Annotated in this window: 15 protein-coding genes, 1 tRNA gene and 1 pseudogene; 4 read left to right on the forward strand and 13 right to left on the reverse strand. The window is 60.9% G+C overall.

Annotation, left to right across the window (positions count from 1 at the left end; all coding sequences use genetic code 11):
• Nucleotides 1-54: 54 nt before the first annotated feature.
• The 3 genes from A9D13_RS21225 to A9D13_RS01155 all read right to left on the reverse strand — a co-directional run bounded on the left by A9D13_RS21225 (nt 55) and on the right by A9D13_RS01155 (nt 3,031).
• Nucleotides 55-1,524, reverse strand: a complete 1,470-nt coding sequence (locus tag A9D13_RS21225; protein ID WP_066768912.1) for an SPOR domain-containing protein — start codon at nt 1,522-1,524, stop codon at nt 55-57.
• A gap of 61 nt (nt 1,525-1,585) precedes the next feature.
• Nucleotides 1,586-2,299: a hypothetical protein gene (locus tag A9D13_RS01150; RefSeq protein WP_156521848.1), complete on the reverse strand. Its 714-nt coding sequence runs from the start codon at nt 2,297-2,299 to the stop codon at nt 1,586-1,588.
• 12 nt (nt 2,300-2,311) lie between these two features.
• Entirely contained in the window at nt 2,312-3,031 is a 720-nt protein-coding gene (locus A9D13_RS01155) for a ParA family protein (protein ID WP_066768918.1), read from the reverse strand.
• Between the two features lie 261 nt (nt 3,032-3,292).
• On the opposite strand from A9D13_RS01155, the gene A9D13_RS01160 reads away from it, so the two are divergent.
• The 3 genes from A9D13_RS01160 (at nt 3,293) to A9D13_RS01170 (ending at nt 4,545) form a co-directional block, all read left to right on the forward strand.
• A complete protein-coding gene (locus tag A9D13_RS01160; RefSeq protein WP_066768920.1) occupies nt 3,293-3,466 on the forward strand; it encodes a (2Fe-2S)-binding protein in 174 nt (57 codons plus the stop codon).
• A 135-nt stretch (nt 3,467-3,601) separates the two neighbouring features.
• Nucleotides 3,602-4,081 carry a bacterioferritin gene (gene bfr, locus A9D13_RS01165; protein ID WP_066768922.1) on the forward strand — a complete coding sequence of 160 codons (480 nt, stop codon included), beginning with the start codon at nt 3,602-3,604 and terminating at the stop codon, nt 4,079-4,081.
• A 2-nt stretch (nt 4,082-4,083) separates the two neighbouring features.
• A complete protein-coding gene (locus A9D13_RS01170; protein ID WP_066768925.1) occupies nt 4,084-4,545 on the forward strand; it encodes a hypothetical protein in 462 nt (153 codons plus the stop codon).
• 4 nt (nt 4,546-4,549) lie between these two features.
• Here the strand turns inward: A9D13_RS01170 and der are convergent, their stop codons facing one another.
• Both der and A9D13_RS01180 read right to left on the reverse strand, forming a co-directional pair.
• Complete coding sequence (gene der / locus A9D13_RS01175) at nt 4,550-5,926, reverse strand: ribosome biogenesis GTPase Der (RefSeq protein ID WP_066768927.1); 1,377 nt, start codon at nt 5,924-5,926, stop codon at nt 4,550-4,552.
• A 64-nt stretch (nt 5,927-5,990) separates the two neighbouring features.
• Entirely contained in the window at nt 5,991-6,314 is a 324-nt protein-coding gene (locus tag A9D13_RS01180) for a DUF3297 family protein (protein WP_066768930.1), read from the reverse strand.
• A gap of 107 nt (nt 6,315-6,421) precedes the next feature.
• Between A9D13_RS01180 and A9D13_RS01185 the strand changes: the two genes are divergently transcribed.
• Nucleotides 6,422-6,496: transfer RNA gene (locus A9D13_RS01185), tRNA-Val, on the forward strand.
• 117 nt (nt 6,497-6,613) lie between these two features.
• Here A9D13_RS01185 and A9D13_RS19960 read toward each other — a convergent pair.
• From A9D13_RS19960 to A9D13_RS01225, 8 genes and pseudogenes are all read right to left on the reverse strand, one after another.
• A protein-coding gene (locus A9D13_RS19960) for an IS630 family transposase (protein ID WP_172808069.1) occupies nt 6,614-7,677 on the reverse strand; the annotation gives its coding sequence in 2 pieces (ribosomal slippage) (nt 6,614-7,183 and nt 7,186-7,677; 1,062 coding nt in all).
• Nucleotides 7,678-8,019: 342 nt separating this feature from the next.
• Nucleotides 8,020-8,094, reverse strand: a pseudogene (locus A9D13_RS21370) (integrase core domain-containing protein); the annotation flags it as partial.
• Between the two features lie 174 nt (nt 8,095-8,268).
• Nucleotides 8,269-9,399 (reverse strand): MDR/zinc-dependent alcohol dehydrogenase-like family protein, encoded by a 1,131-nt coding sequence (locus A9D13_RS01200; RefSeq protein WP_156521850.1) that lies wholly within the window; start codon nt 9,397-9,399, stop codon nt 8,269-8,271.
• A gap of 123 nt (nt 9,400-9,522) precedes the next feature.
• On the reverse strand, nt 9,523-10,989 hold the full coding sequence (locus A9D13_RS01205; protein ID WP_066768936.1) for an amidohydrolase family protein: 1,467 nt from the start codon (nt 10,987-10,989) through the stop codon (nt 9,523-9,525).
• Nucleotides 10,990-11,184: 195 nt separating this feature from the next.
• Nucleotides 11,185-11,820: a 3-oxoacid CoA-transferase subunit B gene (locus A9D13_RS01210; RefSeq protein ID WP_066768940.1), complete on the reverse strand. Its 636-nt coding sequence runs from the start codon at nt 11,818-11,820 to the stop codon at nt 11,185-11,187.
• On the reverse strand, nt 11,820-12,530 hold the full coding sequence (locus tag A9D13_RS01215) for a CoA transferase subunit A (protein ID WP_066768949.1): 711 nt from the start codon (nt 12,528-12,530) through the stop codon (nt 11,820-11,822). The genes A9D13_RS01210 and A9D13_RS01215 overlap by 1 nt, the downstream gene beginning before the upstream one ends.
• A 4-nt stretch (nt 12,531-12,534) precedes the next feature.
• Nucleotides 12,535-13,704 carry a thiolase domain-containing protein gene (locus A9D13_RS01220; protein ID WP_066768952.1) on the reverse strand — a complete coding sequence of 390 codons (1,170 nt, stop codon included), beginning with the start codon at nt 13,702-13,704 and terminating at the stop codon, nt 12,535-12,537.
• A 215-nt stretch (nt 13,705-13,919) separates the two neighbouring features.
• Nucleotides 13,920-16,187 (reverse strand): TonB-dependent receptor, encoded by a 2,268-nt coding sequence (locus A9D13_RS01225; RefSeq protein WP_066768955.1) that lies wholly within the window; start codon nt 16,185-16,187, stop codon nt 13,920-13,922.
• Nucleotides 16,188-16,275: the final 88 nt, after the last annotated feature.

A 16,275-nucleotide genomic window follows, 5' to 3' on the forward strand; every position in this document is an offset into this window, starting at 1 on the left:
GGCCCACCGCATGCGGCAGGCCCCGTTCCCGTCCATCAGGGATGTCGAGTTGGCTCAGTCGGCCTTGGCAAGGCGCTGTTTGGGCGCTGCAGTGCCGTTCGAACCGTCGGTCTTCATGGCGATCGGGATGCAGCCATTGCCGCTCGCCTTCACCGCCGTGCACATCTGATAGGCCGACTTCGAATCGAAGCCGCCTGCCGCGACGCGCCAGTAGTCCTTGCCCTCGACGCTGGCCTTCGTGATCACCGGCTTTGCGCCGCGAAGGTTCGCATAGCGCGACTGAAACACCTTCCAGCCTGCCTGCGCCGCGTCTTCGCTGGCATAGGAGCCGAGCTGCGCGACATGGGTACCGCTGGCGGCGGGCGTTGGCAGGACCGGTTTGGCTGCAGGCTTTGCGGCCGGCTTGGGTGCGGGCTTCGCGGATGCGACGACCACGGGCTTGGGCGTGGGCTTCGCGGCCGGAGCGGGCTTTTCGGCAACCTTGGAGGCCTGCGGCTGGATCACGGCGAGCGAGACCATCTGCGGCTTTTCAGCGGCAGGCTTGGTCGCTGCGGGCTTGCTCGGCGCAGGCTTGACCGGCTCGGGCGGAAGCGCAGCGACGATGACCGGCTCGGGCTTCGGCGCAGGCTTTGCGACAGGCGCAGGAGCAGCGGCAGACTTTGGCGCGGGCTTGACCGGAGCGGCCTCGGCAATCTTCACCGGAGCGGACTTCGCCGCGGGCGCGGGCTTCGCCACCGGGGCAGGCTTTGCCACGGGCGGCAGCTCGGCCTCGGCCATCTTCGGTGCGGGCTTGGCAGCCGGCATCGCCGGAGCCGAATTCGAAAGCGCGAGATGGGTCGGCATGCCGCCATCATCCACCGCATCGGTGCCCATCAGCGCGGCAATGCGCTGGGCATACATGTCGACGCGGGCGGTGCTGGCCCATTCGGTGATGCGCGCGCCGATTTCACCAGCGGGCACATCCTGCGCGGCCATGGCGCGCGCTTCGCGCCAGCGGCCATCGAGGGCCAGCGCATAGGCGAGGTTCTGGCGGCTCTTCGGCGTATTATTGCCAGCGCGAATGTCCGAGGACAGCACTTCGACGCCGCGCGCGGTTTCACCCGCGAGGGCGAGAGCGAGTCCGCGATCGGCCGCCGGAATGGCACTGCCCTGCATGTTGATCGTGCCGATCGCGAGACGCTGTTCACCCGAGCCGACCTGCGCCAGCGACAGCATCAGCGCGGTGCGCGGGCTGATGTCGCCCAGCTCCACCGCCGAGGCAAGCGAGTCGCGGGCCGAAACCATGCGCCCAGCCTTGAGGTAAGCCTGGCCCAGCAGCACGCGCAGCTGCGGATCGCGCGGGTTTTCGACCACGGCACGCTCGGCATAAGACACTGCCTTGTCGGCATTTTCCCGGTCCAGCGCCCGCTCTGCCTTTTCGGCATTGTCGCGGGCATGGGCGGCACCGGGCAGCGCCAGTCCCAGCGCCAGCGGGGCGATCAGGGCGCATGCTGCGGCGCCGGTCTTGCGGAAGCTCGTGGTCATCTGACTTATGTCCCTGTTTCGAACTGGACGTTTTCGCGTCTTATCGTCGTGGGGGCGGCGCTTACGCGTTGCCCATCACGTTCGAGGTAAAGCCGCTCTTGGCCGGTTTGCAATATTTGGCAATCGCGCGTTCGGCGATCTCGGCTTCGCTGACGCCTTCGCGGGCGGCAGCGTCCAGGATCATCTCGCGCAGCTTGTGATCGGGGTGCACGACGAGGATCGGACCGCGACCGAAGATCATTGCGAAGAAATGCGCAACGCCCGCCTTGATATGACCGAACAGGCCAACCGGGCCAGCCGGTTCGTCGTAGACGGGAGCCGAATAGGCCGCGGCAGGTGCCGGGGCGGCATAAGCCGGCGTCGGGGCGGCGACATCGCGCAGGCGGTCCTGCATCGCGCCGACCGGATTGGCGGCAAGCGGTGCGGACGAGACGGGCGCGGCGGGCTGCCAGCCGGGTTCGGCGCGCTGATCCTCGTCATAACCTTCGGCTTCGTCCCAGTCTTCACCGTTCGAATGAAGATAGAGCGAATCGCCGGTATCCTTGACGGGCGTCAGGCCGATGACGCTGGCAGCAGGTGCCGCCTGGGGCGTATCGCCCATGTCGTTCCAGCCGCAGTCGTCTTCGGCGCCGGTCAGCCAGCCCGACATGCCTGCAAGGCTGCCGTTGCCGAAACCGGCCTGCTGAATCTGGTTCTGGCGACGCATCGCCGGCTTTGCCGCGCCTTTCTTGGCGAGCAGACCTGAAGGCATCGATTGCATGGTCACTCCGTTCATGGCTGCCCCCGCTTACGAACCGGCCGCGCGGCGGCCAAAGCCACCACCCGTGCGCGGTGCACCGGCTGCCGGGGCCGGGCCCTGCTGGCCGGCAAAGACATTGCGGCGGAAGTTCTTTTCCAGACGCTCGGACAGGAAAGCCCAGAGCTGTTCCATTTCCTGCGCGGAACGGCCGTGCGGATCGATCTCCATCACGGTGCGGCCGTCGATCATCGATGCCGCGAAATCGGTGCGGTGATGCAGCACCACCGGGGCGACGGTGCCGTATTGCGCCAGCGCAGCGGCGGCTTCAGACGTGATGCGCGCCTTTGAAAGGGCGGAGTTCACGACAAAGACCAGAGGCTTGTTCGCACGGGCGCAGATGTCAACGGTGGCACCCACGGCGCGAAGGTCGTGCGGGCTGGGACGAGTCGGCACGACGACAAGTTCGGCGACCGAGATCACCGACTGGATGGCCATGGTGATGGCGGGCGGCGTGTCGATCACGGCCAGCTTGAAACCCTGCTGCCGCAGCATCTGCAAATCCTGCGCGAGGCGCGCCACGGCGGTCTGGGCAAAGGCGGGGAATTCATCCTCACGCTCGTTCCACCAGTCGGCAAGCGAACCCTGAGGGTCAATATCGATAAGCACGACCGGGCCGGCGCCCGCGCGCTGGGCCTGGACGGCGAGATGGCCAGACAGCGTGGTCTTACCCGAACCGCCCTTCTGTGATGCCAATGCAAGAACGCGCACCAGTATTCCCCCTGTGCAATTTCGACTTGCCCCTAATCTTGCTGCTCAAACCTAATTTTGGGTTAACCGCACCGGGATTTCCCCAAATTCCGGACGACAAACACAAAATTCGCATAAGCCGGGGGCATCAGGCCGCATGCCGGACACGCTTGGCCGCACGCTTATTGCGAGCGGCTTGCATCATCCTTGCTTTTGCAATCAATTCTCATTAGAACTTGATTCGAGAGGCCACAAAGGCCGCATGAGAGGCTGGATTCCAAGATGATCGTATGCATCTGCAACGCTGTCCGCGAAGCTGACCTGAGGAGCGCCGCCCGCGGCTGCTGCGGAGGGGCCGAAGCGGTCTATCGCTGCATGGGGCTGGAGCCGCAGTGCCGCCAGTGCTTCGAGGAAGCAGACGAGATCCTCGACGAGGAGCGCGCCCGCGCTGCGTGAGTACGCTACCGAATCGACATTCACCGCGAAGCGCGGGCGACAGGCCTGCACAAGGAGCGATAATGCTTGCATCGGGTGCACCCGATTGGCCATGACGGGCGGCAGGGGCCAAAAGCTGCAAGGATATCCGCTGCCATGAAATCCGATCCCAAAGTCGTCGAGTACCTCAACAAGGCGCTCACCAACGAACTCACCGCGATCAACCAGTACTGGCTGCATTATCGCGTGCTGCACCATTGGGGCATCGAGAAGCTGGCCGACAAGGAGCGCGAGGAATCGATCGACGAGATGAAGCACGCCGATATTCTGGCGGAGCGCATTCTCTTCCTCGACGGGCTTCCCAATTTCCAGGCGATGCACAAGCTGAAGGTCGGCGAAACGGTCGAGGAGATCCTCAAGGCCGATCTCGCGCTGGAGATGGAGGCGATCCCGCTGCTGCGCGATGCGGTCGAATATTCCGAAAGCGTGCGCGACTATGTGAGCCGCGAGATTTTCGAGCGTATCCTTGAGAGCGAGGAGGAGCATGTCGACTTCCTCGAAACCCAGTTCGAGATGATCGAGCGGATGGGCCTGCCCAACTACGTCCAGATCCAGAGCAAGCCCGCCGAGGGCTGAGCGTGGAAGAACACACGCCCACGGACAGTTGGGAAGAAGGCCGCCCCGCCACGCCGACACCGATCGGCGCGGCGCTGAAGGCGGCGCGCGCCAGACGTTTCAAATGGGCGATGCTGACCGCGATCGTGCTGTTGGGCACGACCGTGCTGATCGGCCTGTGGCTTGCCCTGTCCGCACACGCGCCGACCACGATCGAAACCGATGCCGCCAGCGGCGACCTGCTGGTCAGGGGGCCGGAAAGCGAATTCGTGGGCAGCGTCGCTGGCCGGGTCGATGGCCATGGGGTGCGGATCGAGGGGCTGCCCCCCTATCGCGACATAGCCGGCCGCGGCGATGCGCTGCGCGCGGTCTGTGCGCTGCGGTCGGACCCGACGGCGCAATGGTCGGAAAACAGCGACACGCTGCGCGCCCATCTGAGCGCAGAGGAATTCGACCGGCTTTGCAGCGAGGCCAGCGCCAGCTGACGCCTCAGTCCTTCGCGTAGGGGTTTTTCGCGCTGCGCAGATTGAGGCGCACCGGCACCGCCCCGAATCCCAGGTCGCGGCGAATGCCGTTCACCAGATAGCGGCGATAGCTTTCAGGCAATTGGTCAAGCCGCGAACCGAAGATAACGAAGCGCGGCGGGCGCGCGCCGATCTGGGTGATATAACGCATCTTGATCCGCTTGCCGCCCGGTGCTGGCGGCGGATTGGCGGCCAGCGCATCGTCGAACCAGCGGTTGAGGCCAGAGGTCGGCACGCGGCGATTCCACTGTTCGCGAATGTCGTGCGCAGCCTGCAGCAGCTGGTCCGTGCCCTTCCCCGTCTTCGCCGACACGGCGACTAAGGGCACGCCGCGCACCTGCGCCAGACCTTCATCCAGCGCGGCGCGGATGCCGTTGAACAGGGCAGAGGGCTCCGCCGCAACGTCCCATTTGTTGATGGCGACGATCAGGGCGCGGCCTTCCTCCACCGCATGGGCCGCGATCTTCAGGTCCTGATGTTCAAGACCCAGCGTCGCATCCAGCAGCAGCACGACGACTTCGGCGAAATCGACTGCGTGGCGCGCGTCGGCGACGGCCATGCGCTCCAGCTTGTCGACCACGCGGGCGCGCTTGCGCATGCCGGCGGTGTCGATCAGCTTCACATCGCGCATCACGCCATCGCGCGGATCGGTCCAATGCCAGTCGATGGTGATCGAATCGCGGGTGATGCCCGCTTCCGGTCCGGTCAGCAGGCGGTCTTCCTGCAGCAGCCGGTTGATCAGCGTCGACTTGCCCGCATTCGGGCGGCCGACGATCGCCAGCTTCAACGGGCCAAGCGGCTTTTCCTCGCCGTCGTCCTCTTCGGGAAAAGCCTCTTCAGGCTGCAGCGGATCAAGGATTGGCAGAATAGCCTCGAACAGGTCGGCAACGCCTTCGCCATGTTCGGCAGAGAGTGCGACCGGATCGCCAAAACCCAGCGCGAAGCTTTCATATAGCCCCGCATCGCCTGCCTTGCCCTCGGCCTTGTTGGCAACGAGCACCACCGGCACGCTCTGTTCGCGCAGCCAGCGGGCGATCTCTTCGTCGAGCGGCGTGACGCCTGCACGCGAATCGATCACGAACAACGCCATCGCCGCGCCCACCAGTGCCGCCTCGGTCTGCTTGCGCATGCGGCCCGGAAGCGTTTCGGCCTCGTCGTCTTCCCAACCCGCCGTATCGACGATCTGGAATTTCAGGCCCAGCAGTTCGGCTTCGCCGAAACGGCGGTCGCGCGTGACCCCCGGCTGGTCATCTACCAGGGCGAGTTTCTTGCCGACGAGCCTGTTCCACAGGGTCGACTTGCCCACATTGGGGCGTCCGATGATGACGACTTCGGGTAGCATGGAGCCTCAGGTGGCGTTCAACGCGCCACCTTGCAAGCTAAATGCAAGAACGGCGCAAGAAAGCTTAGCCAGCCTTGTTGACCGGCGGGTTGTCGCCAAGGTCTTCGAACCAGGCCTCGACCGGGCCTGACAGCTTGATCGTCAGCGGGCGGCCCTTGCGGTCCATGGTCTTGCCGGCCTGCACGCGCACCCAGCCTTCGGGGATGTTGTATTCCTCGATATTGGTGCGCACCGCGCCCTTGAACCGGATACCGACGCCGCGGCGCAGCGTGTCTGCATCGAAATGCTCGCTGCGCGGATCGATCGCCAGGTGATCGGGCGGCACGTCGCTGCCACCGGTCGCCGGAGTTTCGGGGCTTTCAGGCGTGTTGTTGCTGTCTTCGGTCATAGGTTCGGGCCTCTAGCGCCAACGCAGTGCTTGTCAACGGCTTCGCGCTCTGGCAAAGGCGCGCCTCTGCCGGGGCGAGTGATTCATTTCACCCCTGACCAACCGGCGGGCGCGTAGCTCAGTGGTAGAGCACACCCTTCACACGGGTGGGGTCGCAAGTTCAATCCTTGCCGCGCCCACCATCTTTTCAATAACTTAGGGCGCGCTCTTGACCGCCCCATGAAACAAGCATGAAAGGTTGGCTTGTCTATACTACTAACAGATCACGATATTAGCCGACTCATACCAACCTGCATTGATCACGACCCACGCGCCCATTTGCGGCGTCCGATGGTCATGATGCGCCATGGTTGATCGACGAGCTTGTTCCACGCCTCGCAGCAGTGGTCGACGATGTTGTCGTGGGATGTGAAGACGCGGTTCGATAGCCAGTTATCGCGCATGAACTGCCAGATATTTTCGACCGGGTTCAGCTCGGGACATTTGGCTGGCAGCGCGATGATGCTGATGTTGTCGGGCACGAAGAGCTTGCCGGTCGTGTGCCAACCGGCCTGATCCATCAGCACGGCCGCATGAGCCCCGGGGGCGACCATGAGCGATATTTCGGTCAGATGCAGCGCCATGGTTTCGGTATTGCAAAAGGGCAGCACCAGCCCTGCGCCCTTGCCCTGTTGCGGGCAGATCGCGCCAAAGATATAGGCTGATTTCGTCCGCTGATCCTTTGGGGCCGATGGCCGCGTCCCGCGCCTGGCCCAGCGGCGCGTGATCTTGTTCTTCTGGCCAATACGGGCTTCGTCCTGGAACCATATCTCTATGGGCGTGCCTCTCGGGAGGGCTGTTCTGACCTTTGCCAGCTCGGCGGCAAAGCCCCCTTTTTGAAGGCTTCCATGGCAAGTTCGTTCTGGGCATGATGGCGCGGTCGCGCCGTCAGCTTGACGTAGCCCAGCTTCCTCAACGCGCGCCCCACGGTCGTTTCATCGAGCGACACTGCAAATTCCTCATGCAGCCACTGGACCAGATCGATCAGCCGCCAGCGGACAACGCCATGGATCGCCGGGATCGGACCGCGCTCGACCGCCTCGACGAGCGCCCGCTGCTGAGCATCGTTGAGCCGCGACGGTTTGCCCGGTGCCTTGCCGTCAAGTAGACCATCGGGGCCTTGGGCGTTAAACCGGACCCCCCAGTCACGCACGATCTGCAAACCCACCCCACCGATCCGCGCCGCTGAAGCCCGGCTACCGCCGTCGTAAATCTCGGCCAACGCCAAAAGCCGACGGGTCTGTTTCGCGCACTTCGACCCGCGCGCCAATCGCCTCAAGGCTGCTCCTTCAAAATCATCCCGCAAGCCGATCGCTGATCCCATGGTCACGCCCTCCATATCCAGGGCACCATAGATTCAGACTTTCACCAGTTTGGGAATCCCCCACGTGAGTCAGCCTCACCGCAGGTTGGTATAAGCGCTAGGAGCGCCGACGAGTTGCCGGAGTGTTCTGATCATTGGTCCCGTTGGATAGCATCACTGCGTGGTCCTCGCCAATATTAGTGCCGCCGTAAATCAGACAGCGGAGACCGGGTCCCTTAAGGACTCACCGCGCGCCATTGGCCTGCCCCATCAGGGTGGTCCACCGGATAAGTTAGAGTTCCGGCGAACGTGGTCGTCCTGGTGGACTGACCGGAGCGCAGCGTAGGTCAGGCCGGCAGGACGAGGCAAGATCGTTTCTGGGGCTGGCGGCTGGTAGCCGAGCGAACTGTGCGGACGCAGCGTGTTGTAATGCTGTCGCCCGTCGAGTTCGAGCGACAGCAGATTTTGAAAGCGGAAGGCGTCCAGAAATCTAGGGGCTACTCACAGACCATCGCATCGGCAACCGCATGGCTCTTCATCGCCTCAATACAGCTCTTCACCCGCCGCATCGCAAGACTATGAAATTAAACCGGATAATTTTGAATCAGACTCTTAGAGACTGGGATCAATGAGGAACTTCTCGCCTGTTGCGCGTCTTCCCGCCTCATTGAGTGTTGCTGGATCGCAAGCATCGGCGAGAGATATGGTTCTGCTGTAATTTACCGCGAAAGTCGTCTTGATCCCGGCTGCGATCTTGTCCTTCAGGCGGTCGACGCCTTCGGTGCCGATCCGGTCCATGAAATGATAGACGAGATAGCCACCTATCTCCCAGGCCAGCCCATAATTTTTCAGCAACATCAGCGGGCTGGGATCGAGAGTGCCGTAGATCATCACTTTCTTCCGCACGGCAGAACCGTAGTGGTGATACCCGCCTTGCGGTGCGTTTGCCCGCTCCATGAGCGCCAGTATGCGGCTTGCCAGATCGCCGCCGCCGGTTGCATCGAAAGCTAGGGTCGCGCCCGTTTGCTGCAACGCCCGCAGCAGGCCGTCCTCGAAACCGGGATCGCTTGTGTCGCAGACATGTTCTGCACCAATCGAACGCAGCAAGTCGACCTGCTCGGACCTGCGCACGATATTGACGAGCGGAATCTTGCTCTCATCGCACAAGCGGCACAGGATTTGCCCGACGGTCGAAGATGCCGCAGTATGAACCAGGCCGGAAAAGCCCTCAATCCGCATCGTTTCAATCATCCCGAGAGCGGTCAGCGGGTTGATATGGGCCGCGGCCGCTTCCGACGGCACGACACCATCGGGCATGACAAGAGCGTCGGCCGCGCGGACAATGCGGTAGCGCGCGTACATTCCGCCACCCATGATCGCGACGACCCGACCGATAAGCGCCTGTGCCGCATGATCGGAACCTGCAGCGACGACTTCACCGGCCCCTTCCATTCCCACGGCCATCGGCAAGTCCCGGCGAGCAGACTGCGCCTGAGCGGCTCCTTCGGAACATTGGAGCTTCGTTATTGACCTGTCGCCGCACACGACCGTCTTTGCCGTAGCCACGTCGGCGCGTGCAAACATCAGGCTCATGTCCGCAGGATGGAAAGGCGTAGCGAGCAGCTTTACGACAATCTCGTCCCGTGCCGGTTCGGCAAGTTCCTGTTCCACCAGACGAAGTTCAACCTCACCCGTTTTCCGGAGTGTGGATTGTAGCTCGATATTCATTCGGCTCTGGTTCAAGACTTGTCTCCATGATGTTGTAAGGGGCGCGAACACGCCGGAAATTTCGGTAGGCGGCAGTCGCCAATCTCCGCGAATTGGCAAAACTCACGCGCATAGTGAGCATGAGCGGATCTCGGATAGTCAGCTTGCCGGACCGATCGTCGGCGTTGTCAGACCTACTCCCCAATGCGGCGACCAGGCCTGCCGAACGACATCTTCGGATATCTTGCTGTAACCGTGCATGATCCGGTCCCGCGATTTTTCGAGGTTCCCGCGTACAGCCTTCCAGTCCACGCCCGTCAGGCGGCCATGACGCTTGCGGGCAACGCCATCGATCCAGACAGAATTGATGTCGGCCACATCGGCATAGAAGACGAGCGCCGCGACCGGGTCTGCCACCGGACTCATGTTCACGCTCTTCGTGTCGGGCAGGATGATGTCGGCTTTCTTGCCTGGCGTCAGGCTGCCAGTATAGCCGTCCAAGCCCATTGCACGCGCGCCACCCAGGGTCGCGAATTCCAGCATGTTTCGCGCAGCATACCGCGAAGCAACGGGCAGACCGGCATTGGCCGTTTCGTAGTGACGAAAACGCATGGTTTGCAGCATCAGCCGCATTTGCGCGGACATGTCGCCTGCAAAATTGGAAGCAATGTCAATGCCGAGAGACGGCATCATGCCGCACGCCGCCGCGCGTTCGAGCACCGGATAGCCCATGCCCATCTGTAACTCGGTTTCCGGCGTGGTAGACAGCGCACCGCCAAAATCACGGACAAGAGCGAGATCGCCGTCCGTCAGAAACGAGCCGTGAACAAGCAGTAGATCATCGTTCATGAGGCCTTGCTGATGCAGGGTCGGGACAACCCGGAAATTCTCATTCACACCGAACCCCACATGCATGCTGATCCAGGCGGGCTCCAATGTCCTCGACCAGCGGACCTCGTCGATCATGGATTGCGGGTCCGTGGCGACAGTAAATTCGCTACTGGCTATGCCGAACTGCAACCGGCCATCATTCGACGGGAAGAACTTTTCCCGGATGCGTTGCGCATTGCACTTCTGAAAATCTTCGAGTGGACCTGCGACGTCTCCGGCGATTATTTGTTCGGTAAGCGCATCCCCCGGTACATATTTCGGGTTGCGATAGACGCCGTAACAGAGGATTCCGCGAATGCCGGAATCTTCCATCCCCTGAACCAGCCCGTCCGAATGCGCTTCGCTGATCTGGAGATGACTGTGATCGGCAAGGCAGGTGATGCCCGCGTTGATCGCCTCCAGCGAACCTGCATAATTGCCAAGATACGCGTCTTCGGCATTGTAACAGACTGAATACATCGATCGCATCAGACAGACGTAATCGAACAGGCTCCAGTCGATGGCGACCCCTTTGAGTTGGGTCTGCCAGGTATGGCGGTGCGTATCGACAAAGCCAGAGCTGGCAATCATGCCGGAAGCATCGACTATTTCCGCGTCATCCGCAGAGATCGATGGGGCGATTTCGGCAATGCGATCATCGACGATCAGAATGTCACCGCAAGGCAAGTCGCCAATATCGGGATCGATGCTTAACATCGCGGCTCCGCGGATAAGCGTTCTGCATTGCCGAACCATATCCCTTCTCTTTCCCGTATCTGCGCCGACTGCAAAGGACGAAATTCCTCCGCGCGTGCGACTGACTTTGAATTGAAAAGCCAACGACAGGAAAAGGGCGCAGTGTGAATGTACCGATGTTGCTCCGCCCGGCGAGGTCCTGAGTGTTGGGCGCGTAAGAGTGCGTAATTTCGTATCAGGCATCACCGGCCTGCTCTACGCTTCGAAAAATGCCCGGGTGTTGGTTTTGACGTGATCGAGAGTGACGTTTGGCGCGAGTTCGATCAGTTGGAACGGAGATTGACGGTCTTCGCGGGCGAATACGCAAAGGTCCGTGACGATCATGTCGACGCAGTTGACGCCGGTCAGCGGCAGTGCGCATTCGCGTACGAACTTGGGCGTGCCGTCCTTCGAAACATGCTCCATGGTGACGATTACGCGGCGCACGCCGGCGACCAGATCCATCGCACCCCCCATGCCCTTGATGGACTTTCCGGGGATCATCCAGTTGGCGATATCCCCGCCTTCGGAAACCTCCATGGCACCCAGGATAGTTATATCCAGATGGCCTCCACGCACCATTGCAAAGCTGCTCGCCGACCCGAAGTATGCGCTGTTCGCCGTTTCGGTAATTGTCTGCTTGCCAGCATTGATGAGATCGGCATCGACCTCGTGCTCAAGCGGGAACGGCCCCATGCCGAGCAGTCCGTTTTCGCTGTGAAACGTAACGTCCTGATCCGGCCCGATGTGATCGACAACGAGTGTCGGTATACCGATGCCGAGGTTGACGTAATAGCCGTCACCGATTTCCTGCGCGGCACGGGCCGCGATCTGGTCCCTGCTCCAGCCCATCAGACAGCGTCCTCAGTACGGGTCGTTCGAAATTCGATGACCTTGTCGTAAGGCGCGCCGCAGACCAGCCGCTTTACGTAGATCCCTGGAATATGGATGGAGTCAGGCTCCAGGCAACCGGTAGGGACGATTTCTTCCACTTCGGCGACACAGACTTTGGCCGCAGTGGCCATCACTTCGTTGAAGTTACGGGCGGTCTTGCGGAAAATCAGGTTTCCGCTCTCGTCCGCCTTCCACGCCTTCACTATGGCGAGATCCGCAAAGATTCCCCGTTCCATGAGGTAGTCTTCGCCGCCAAAGTTGCGCACTTCCTTGCCTTCGGCGACCAGGGTTCCCACGCCGGTGCGGGTGTAGAATGCCGGGATGCCCGCGCCCCCGGCGCGGCAACGTTCGGCAAGGGTGCCTTGCGGACAGAATTCCAGTTCCAGTTCACCGCTTAGAAACTGCCGCTCGAACTCCGCATTACCGCCAATATAGGAACTCATCATTTTGCGGATCTGTTTGGTGAGCAGCAATTTGCCGAGCCCGACGCCGTCGATGCCGCAATTGTTCGAAGCAATCGTAATATCGCGCACGCCGCTTTCGACCAGGACATCGATCAACCGTTCGGGAATGCCGCAAACGCCGAAGCCCCCGGAACAGATCTGCATACCGTCGAACAGCAGCCCGTCGAGTGCGGCGGCGGCATCGGGGAATACCTTGCTCGCCACGCCGCTAACCCTTGACCTGTTCGAGGATCGATACGCAACTTGCCACTGCGCCACCGCCCATGTTGAAGCACAGACCGATGTCCGGGGTCTGCGGAAGGTTCATGTCGCCAGCCTCGTTCGTCAAAAGCCGGGCGGCAGTTACGTGCATCGAAATACCGGTTGCGCCGACGGGGTGCCCCTTCGACTTGAGGCCGCCCGACACATTGATCGGAAGACGTCCGTCACGCTCGGTCACGCCATCTGCCAACGCGGCAGACGCCTTACCGCGATCCGCGAGTCCCATGGCTTCCATCGTCAGCAATTCGGCGATCGTGAAACAATCGTGAACTTCGGCAAAGTCGATGTCATCGACCCTCAATCCGGCCTGCGCATAGGCCTGTGCGAACGCGCGGCCAGGACCTTCAAAATCAACGAGGCGCTTTGCGGAAAGCGGCAGCAGATCGTTGACTTGCGCAACCGCGCGGAAACCCACGGCTCGTCGAAACTGATCGAGCAGATCGCGGTGCACGACGACAAGGGCCGCCGCGCCATCGGAGACAAGCGAGCAATCGCTCAGCTTGAGCGGTGATGCGATCATCGGATTGCGATCCGAGACATTGAGGGCAAAGTCGAGATCGATCGGCTTGTGCATCTGCGCCAGCGGATTGCGCATCGCATTGCCATGGTTCTTGACCGCGATCCGGGCCATGCCCTCGGACGGGTCCTGATATTCCTGTGCGTATGCCCGTGCATAGTGTGCGAAGATTTCGGGGAAGGTAACTCCGCTCTCTTCACGCTGGTAGCTGCCGCCCGAAAGCGCCTTTGTCACACCAGCGGTGTCGAGCCCCGTCATCTTTTCGGCGCCCACTACCAATGCTGCACGGATCCGGCCGGAATCGATCGCGTCCAGCGCGGAATAGAGTGCCGCGGCGCCCGATGCACAGGCGTTCTCACAGCGGATCGCCGGCTTGAAACGCAGAGCCGGGTCTGCACCGTGGATCATGGACGAACAAAAGCCGTCAGGCACCAGCCCCGAATTGAACTGGCCGAGCCACACGGCGTCGATCTCAGCTGCGTCGATCCCGGAATCCTCGATCGCTTCGCGCGCGGCAGATACGATCAGATCTTCCAGCGACAAGGCATCAAACTTGCCGAATTTGGTATGACCCCAGCCTACGATAACAGCGTTACTCATCGGAAAACCCTAATTGATTGAACGTACAATTTATATACTTCTGCAACCCGACCGCGTCAAATCACTGCGCTTAGCGGCCGAACCCAGTGGGCGACGCGACGGACGTAATACGGCCGCCTCAATCCCACCCCACCATAAGCGGATGACCTAGCCCCCGGCCCAAGCGCGATTTGCGTCCCGGACCGGGGCCCCGGTGCCCGGGTTCACGCGGAGCCTTAGAACCTGTGCCCGACAGTCACGCCATAAGTCCTCGGCTCTTCCAGATATCCGTTGACGCCAAAACCCACACCGACCCAGCTGATGAGACTGTTGGCGATTACGGTCTTGTTCGTGATGTTCTTCATGAACAGTTGTCCGTTCCAGTCCCCGTCATTCGATTCCCAGTTCAGAAAAGCGTTGAACTTGGTGTTCGCGGGCTGGCTGACATAATCGACGTTGAACGGAGTGAAGTAGGTACGATCCCGCCATGCGACTTCGCCGCGCAACGTGAAATCGCCAAGGTTCGAGGGAATGCGGTACTGCGCACCGGCAGCAGCCGTAAAGTCTGGAGCCTGCGACAGGGCATTGCCGGAAAGATCGATCTCACCGAGATAGGCACTTGATGGATCCTCGCTGGTATACTCGTCGAAACGGGCATGCAGCCAGGCGCCGTTGGCATTGATCTCGAAGTTTTCCGTAACGGTCGCGCGAAGTTCCGCTTCAAGTCCGTAGATTTCGGCCGTTGCCGCATTCTCCAACGCCAGCTGGGCACCAACGACCTTGCCGATCTGGAGGTCCTTATAGTCGTAATAGAAACCAGCAAGATTGAGCCGCAGTCTGCGGTTGAAAAGCTGCGATTTGACACCGGCCTCGAAAGCACTTATCCGCTCTGGAACGACCGGATCCTGCAAGGCACCCAGATTGTAAGTGCCCGACTTGAATCCCTTCGACCATGATGCATAGAGCAATGCATCAGGCGTGACCTGATAATCGATGGCCACACGCGGAGTAAACGACTTCCAGCGCTTGCTACGATCGGCAACCCCCAGCGGATCGGGAAAGCCCTGCGGTCCGGTATAAGGCGTGAGGACGTCGAACGACAGCTCGTCGTGGTCAGTCTTCTTTTCCGAACTGTAACGCGCGCCGAGAGTCAGCGTGAGATCATCGGTGACTTCATAACTGCCCTGCCCGAAAACGGCCACAGCATCGGTCTTGATGTACCCCTTGGCCAGATAACCCTGCACGAAAGTGCCGGGCATAGGAAAGCCGACTGCCGGACTCGCGTTATTGAACGGCGTGAACTGATAACCCGCATCATTCTCATGGAAGTAATATACGCCCAGCAACCATGTCAGCCGGTTGGCCTGCCCTGAAAGCTGAAACTCCTGACTGAATTGCTTGCTCAATTCATATTGGAACTGCTTGGCGACCGCGATGCCAGTGGCATCCAGGTCAGTTTGCGCACTGTTGTTGGTCCAGCGATAAGCCGTCAGCGAGCTGAGTTCGATATCGCTCGAAAGCTCGTAGCTTATCTTGCCGCTTACTCCCCAGAATTCGACATTGTTGCGCGGATCTTCCTCGTTACTTATGTCACGCAAGTTCGTGGGGTATGAACCGCCCCATTGAATGCCCACAGGAACAATCGGCGTAATCGGACCGTCGGGCCCGCCAATCTGCTCGAATCCCGCAGCGCCCAGCGCGTGATAGCCGCCCGCCCGGTCCTTCTCATGAAAATAGTCGGCCTTTACATTCACCGACAGGCGGTCTGTCGGCGTGAAAAGCAGGGTTCCCCTGATGGCCCGTGTGCGAAGATCGTCGATTTCCGTGCCGGTCACGGTATTTTCGCCAAAACCGTCCCGATCCTGCGTCTGGAATGCGATCCGCGCCGCCAGTACATCCGGGACAATCTCGCCACTCACTGCCCCTTCGGTCGTGACGCGGCCATAATTGCCGGCAGTAAGACGGAAATAGCCGGATGAGTTCCACGTCGGCTCTCGCGTGTTTATATTGATCGAACCGCCAGTGGCATTACGCCCATAAAGGGTGCCCTGCGGCCCCCGCAGAACTTCGACCTGCTCGACATCATAGAAGCTTGCAAGAGCGGCGATCGACCGAGACAGGAACACACCATTCAGGTGAAACGCAATACTGCCTTCCGCACCCGCCGAGATATTCTCAAGGCCGATGCCACGAAGCGCGATTTTGGCCATACCCAACTGCTGACCCAGATTCAGGTTCGGGACTGTAGCGACGACCCCTTGCAAATCATTGATGCCGCTTCGGTCGAGCTCGGCGGAAGTTACAGCGGTGATCGCAAGCGGGACCTTCTGAAGTGATTCAGAGCGCTTTTGCGCTGTCACGACGATTTCGCCGATCACAGGGCCGTCATCCTGCTGGACTGCCTGCACTTCCGCGTCGGTCGGGGCGACACTTTGCGCGTGCGCGTTTGTTGCAACCGCGAGAGCAATCAAGCTTAGAGTTCCGCCCATGATTACTTTACACATCTCAGTATCCTCATGATTTTATAAAATATATATCTAAATATATGATCTCGAAGTCCGATCGATTTTCGATACGATCTCAATGCCGCCG

It is taken from the genome of Croceicoccus mobilis, from assembly GCF_001661965.1.
GTDB lineage: Bacteria > Pseudomonadota > Alphaproteobacteria > Sphingomonadales > Sphingomonadaceae > Croceicoccus > Croceicoccus mobilis.

Coding starts and splice junctions, on each gene's coding strand:
- der (WP_066768927.1), bottom strand. CDS start 5,926: ATGCTACCCGAAGTCGTCATCATCGGACGCCCCAATGTGGGCAAGTCG.
- A9D13_RS01160 (WP_066768920.1), top strand. CDS start 3,293: ATGATCGTATGCATCTGCAACGCTGTCCGCGAAGCTGACCTGAGGAGC.
- A9D13_RS01150 (WP_156521848.1), bottom strand. CDS start 2,299: ATGAACGGAGTGACCATGCAATCGATGCCTTCAGGTCTGCTCGCCAAG.
- A9D13_RS21225 (WP_066768912.1), bottom strand. CDS start 1,524: ATGACCACGAGCTTCCGCAAGACCGGCGCCGCAGCATGCGCCCTGATC.
- A9D13_RS01210 (WP_066768940.1), bottom strand. CDS start 11,820: ATGGGCTGGAGCAGGGACCAGATCGCGGCCCGTGCCGCGCAGGAAATC.
- A9D13_RS01180 (WP_066768930.1), bottom strand. CDS start 6,314: ATGACCGAAGACAGCAACAACACGCCTGAAAGCCCCGAAACTCCGGCG.
- A9D13_RS01220 (WP_066768952.1), bottom strand. CDS start 13,704: ATGAGTAACGCTGTTATCGTAGGCTGGGGTCATACCAAATTCGGCAAG.
- bfr (WP_066768922.1), top strand. CDS start 3,602: ATGAAATCCGATCCCAAAGTCGTCGAGTACCTCAACAAGGCGCTCACC.
- A9D13_RS01225 (WP_066768955.1), bottom strand. CDS start 16,187: ATGTGTAAAGTAATCATGGGCGGAACTCTAAGCTTGATTGCTCTCGCG.
- A9D13_RS01205 (WP_066768936.1), bottom strand. CDS start 10,989: ATGGTTCGGCAATGCAGAACGCTTATCCGCGGAGCCGCGATGTTAAGC.